The sequence below is a fragment of the Sinomonas sp. G460-2 genome, from assembly GCF_047759905.1.
In the GTDB taxonomy this organism is placed as follows: Bacteria; Actinomycetota; Actinomycetes; order Actinomycetales; family Micrococcaceae; genus Sinomonas.
This window is the reverse complement of the sequence record NZ_JBKZWT010000291.1, coordinates 1-4,556: the sequence shown is the minus strand read 5'-3', so window position 1 is coordinate 4,556 and position 4,556 is coordinate 1. Positions and strand designations below refer to the sequence as shown.

Below are 4,556 nucleotides of genomic sequence, written 5' to 3'. Positions count from 1 at the left end.
GGCGCGCATATCGTGCGGCGCATGGGCCTCACGGACGACGGCGGGGGCGCGGCTGCGGCCGGTCCGGCGGAGGGCGTGTTCGCGAACTCGATCGTCTCCTCGCGTCTTCTGGGCCGCATCGCGGACGCCGCCGGGATCGCCCACCGCGAGACGCTCACGGGGTTCAAGTGGATCTCCCGCGTCCCGGGGCTCGTGTACGGCTATGAAGAGGCGCTCGGGTACTGCGTCGCCCCGGAACTTGTCAAGGACAAGGACGGGATCTCCGCCGCGCTGCTCGTCGCCGAGCTCGCGGCGGACGCCAAATCGCAGGGGCAGAGCCTCTTCGATCGGCTCGACGCGCTGCACGTGCTCCACGGCGTGCACCTCACAGACCAGCTGAGCGTGCGCGTCGCAGACCTCGGGCTACTCGACGCCATGATGGTGCGGCTGCGCGAGAACCCGCCGGCCGCTTTCGCGGACTCCCCCGTGGAGACCGCCGTGGACCTGTCCGTGGGCTCGGAGGAGCTTCCGCCGACCGAGGGCCTGCTGTGGGTGACGCGCGACGCGACGCGCGTCATCGTGCGGCCGAGCGGCACGGAGCCGAAGCTCAAGTGCTACCTCGAGGTGATCCGGCCCGTGGACAGCTCGGCCGAGCTCGCCGAGGCCCGGCAGGCCGCGCGCCAGGCCATGGACTCAGCGCTCGAGGACGTGCGCGAGGCGCTCGGGCTGTAGGCGCGAGGCCTCGCCGGGAGCTGGACGGCGCCGAAACCGGACCCCACAACTCGAGGGACAGGACCCCACAAGGTGCGGGGTCCCGTCCGGGGCGTTGCGGGGTCTCTGCTTGGCCGACGGCTCGGCCTAGCATTTGACGTACCAAATGAGTCCGCGCGAAGGAGCTGGAATCCGCCATGCTGAACGCAACCATGGTCGTAGCCACTGTTCCCGTGACCGATTTGGATCAGGCGAAGCGCTTCTACGGCGACACGCTCGGCCTGACCCAGCTCTGGGAGAACCCCGCCTCGGTCAGATTCCGGTGCGGAGCGCACAGCGAGCTTTCGGTCTTCAAGCGCCCCGCACTCGAGACGATTCACACGCTCGCCCACTTTGAGGTCGCGGACATCGAAAAGACGGTCGCAGAACTCGAAGCCAAGGGCGTCACGTTCCTCGACTACACCGAGGGGCCCCTCGCGACGACCGGTCACATCGCGCAGCTTGGCCCTGCGCGTGGCGCATGGTTTACGGACCCCGACGGCAACACGCTCGGCCTCCGTCAGGGCTAGGATCAGGCCGCGATCTGGACGATGCCGTCCACAACGCGGGCCGGGAACGCCGGAAGCGGAGTGCCGTCGGCGTCAAGCCGCTCGCCCGTGCGGAGGTCGTAGACCTGCTTGAGCAGCGGGGAGGCGATCGTGGGGCGGTCGCCGCGCGAGCCGACGATGCCGCGGGCCATGACGTGTGCCTCGGTCGCGGGATCGCGCTGGTCCACGGCGTAGACCTCGCCGGACGGGAGGCGGAAAACCGCCACCTGACGGCCAGCGACGAGAGCGGCCTCCCCCCAGTTGGGCTCTAGGTCGCTCAGGTTGCACACGCTGTGCCACATCGGCAGAACCGTCGCTGCCGAGGCTTCAAGGGCGTCAACGTCAATCGATGCAGAGGCTGTGATCGTCATGCATCCACGCTAGATATCCATCCATTTCGGACGGGTTGACCTTGTGTCACGCGGAAGTAAAACCGCCCTCACTGGCTCGGAAACATCGCCGTGACAGTGAAGTTAATCGGCCGTTACACCCGGGCAACTGATGCGAAATCGCGGCTCCCTACGCTGGAGGAAACCCCGCCGGGCTGTCCGGCGCCCCTTCGACGGAAGGCACCATTCGTGAGCATTCCCAGCACCAGCGCCCCCCGGACGCACGGCACCCCGCGCCGCGTCGTCGTCGTCGGCGGTGGCCCCGCTGCGCACCGCTTCGTCGACGCCATGGCCGCGCGCGGCCTCGACGGCTTCGAGGTCACGGCGCTCGCGGAGGAGGCGCACCTCCCGTACGACCGCGTGGCCCTCTCGAAGGCGCTCCTCGGCGACGTCGACCTCACGCTCGGCGAGGCCTCGATGTGGGACACAGCCGGCGTCGAGCTCCGCCGCGGCGCGAAGGCAGTGCGCATCGACACCGCGGCCCGCACGGTCCACACCGAGGACGGAGCCGCGCACGCGTACGACGAGCTCGTGCTCGCGACCGGCTCCAACGCGGCACGGCTCCCGATCCCGGGCGCCGACAAGTCGTATGTGTACCGCACGCTCGAGGACGTCTGGTTCCTCCGCGCCGAGATCGGCCGCCTCGCCGCGGGGCTTGACCGCAAGCCCACAGTCGCGGTGATCGGCGGCGGTCTCCTCGGCATCGAGGCGGCGGCCGGCGCGCAGGCGCTCGGCGCCGAGTCCATCATCATCGACGGCTCGCCCTGGATGATGAACCGCCAGCTTGACGAGGGCGCCGGGCAGGCGCTCGGCCGCCTCATCGAGGGCAAGGGCTTCACGGTGCACGGCGGCGTCTTCCCGTCCGAGGTCATGACGGACGACGGCGGGCGCGTCACCGGCGTGCGCATGGCGGACGAGCGCGTCATCGAGGCGGACCTCGTGGTCGTGGCGATCGGGGTGCGCCCACGCGACGAGCTCATCCGCGCCGCCGTCGAGGACGAGGCCGGCTTCGAGCTCGGCCCGCGCGGCGGCGTGGTCATCGACGAGAGCTGCGCAACCGCCGTCGACGGCGTGTGGGCGATCGGCGAGGTCGCGAGCTTCGGCGGAATGTGCCTGGGCCTCGTAGCCCCGGCCAACACGATGGCCGAGATCGTTGCCGACCGCCTCCACGGCGGCGACGCGACGTTCCCCGGCTTCGACACGGCGACGAAGCTCAAGCTCTCCGGCGTGGACGTGGCGAGCTTTGGCGACGCGTTCGCCAAGGAGCCGGGCGCGCTCGAGATCGTGTACGCCGACCCGGCTCGGGGCGTCTACCAGAAGATCGTCACGACCGACGACGCGACGACCCTCCTCGGCGGCATCTTCGTGGGCGACGCCACGCCGTACCAGAGCCTGCGCCCACTCCTAGGCCGCGAGCTCCCGGCCGAGCCCGGCGCGTTCCTCTCCGCCGCGGGCGGCGGCGCGGCCCCCGACACCGAGCTGCCCGACGACGCGACGCTGTGCTCGTGCAACAACGTCTCCGCGGGTGCGCTGCGCGACGCCGTCAACGGCTGCGGGACGTGCGAGGGCAAGGACCCGGTCCGCGACGTGCCCGGCCTCAAGGCGTGCACGCGCGCCGGAACGCAGTGTGGTTCGTGCGTGCCGATGATCAAGAAGCTGCTCGAGAAGGAGCTGCAGAAGGCCGGCGTGACGGTCTCGAAGGCCCTGTGCGAGCACTTCGAGCTCTCCCGCCAGGAGCTGTTCGACGCGATCCGCGTCCTCCAGCTCACCTCGTTCGAGGACATCCTCTCCCGCTACGGCAAGGGCGCGGGCTGCGACATCTGCAAGCCCGCGATCGCGTCGATCCTCGCGTCGCAGCACTCGGCCTACGTCCTCGACGCCGGCCGCGGCACGCTCCAGGACACGAACGACCGCGCCCTCGCGAACATGCAGAAGGACGGCACGTACTCCGTGGTCCCCCGCATCCCAGGCGGTGAGATCACGCCGGACAAGCTCGCGGTCATCGCCTCCGTGGCCAAGAAGTACGGTCTGTACACGAAGATCACGGGCGGCCAGCGCATCGACATGTTCGGCGCCCGCCTCGAGCAGCTCCCGCTCATCTGGGGCGAGCTCATCGAGGCCGGCATGGAGTCGGGCCAGGCGTACGGCAAGAGCCTGCGGACGGTGAAGAGCTGCGTCGGCTCGACGTGGTGCCGCTATGGAGTGCTCGACTCGGTGGGGATGGCGATCCAGCTCGAGCTGCGCTACCGCGGCCTGCGCAGCCCGCACAAGCTCAAGCTCGGCGTCTCGGGCTGCGCCCGCGAATGCGCCGAGGCTCGCGGCAAGGACGTCGGGGTCATCGCGACCTCCGAGGGCTGGAACCTCTACGTGGGCGGCAATGGCGGCGCGAACCCCGCGCACGCCCAGCTCCTGGCCGGCGGGCTGGACGACGAGACCCTCGTGAAGTACATCGACCGTTACTTCATGTACTACATCCGCACCGCGGACCGCCTCCAGCGCACGGCGCACTGGCAGGCCGACCTCGACGGCGGGCTCGACCACGTGCGCCAGGTCGTGGTCGAGGATTCCCTCGGCATCGCCGAGGAGCTCGAGGCGGCCATGGCAATGCACGTCGAGAACTACGAGGACGAATGGGCCGCGACGCTCAAGGACCCCGAGCGGCTGCGCCGGTTCCGTTCGTTCGTCAACGCGCCGGACGCGGCGGACGAGTCGATCGTGCACGTCGCCGAGCGCGACCAGATCCGGCCCGCGACGGCGGCCGAGCGGGTGTCGCTCGGCTCGACGATTCCCGTCCGCGCCGCGGCTCAGGAGGTGTGACGTGCAGCTCGAGATCACGCTCGCGGGGACGACCGTCGTCCTGCTTGGCGAGGCCGACGCGTCCCGCCAGGCC

Annotated in this window: 3 protein-coding genes and 1 pseudogene; 3 read left to right on the top strand and 1 reads right to left on the bottom strand. The window is 70.3% G+C overall.

All coding sequences use genetic code 11. The features are described from left to right. A pseudogene (locus ACLN58_RS18285) lies at positions 1 to 711 on the top strand (phospho-sugar mutase); the annotation flags it as partial. 176 nt (positions 712 to 887) lie between these two features. Next, positions 888 to 1,259, top strand: a complete 372-nt coding sequence (locus ACLN58_RS18280) for a VOC family protein (protein ID WP_415856670.1) — start codon at positions 888 to 890, stop codon at positions 1,257 to 1,259. A gap of 2 nt (positions 1,260 to 1,261) precedes the next feature. Here the strand turns inward: ACLN58_RS18280 and nirD are convergent, their stop codons facing one another. Continuing rightward, positions 1,262 to 1,648: a nitrite reductase small subunit NirD gene (gene nirD, locus ACLN58_RS18275; RefSeq protein WP_415856669.1), complete on the bottom strand. Its 387-nt coding sequence runs from the start codon at positions 1,646 to 1,648 to the stop codon at positions 1,262 to 1,264. 207 nt (positions 1,649 to 1,855) lie between these two features. Between nirD and nirB the strand changes: the two genes are divergently transcribed. Beyond that, positions 1,856 to 4,483 (top strand): nitrite reductase large subunit NirB, encoded by a 2,628-nt coding sequence (nirB, locus tag ACLN58_RS18270; protein ID WP_415856668.1) that lies wholly within the window; start codon positions 1,856 to 1,858, stop codon positions 4,481 to 4,483. Positions 4,484 to 4,556: the final 73 nt, after the last annotated feature.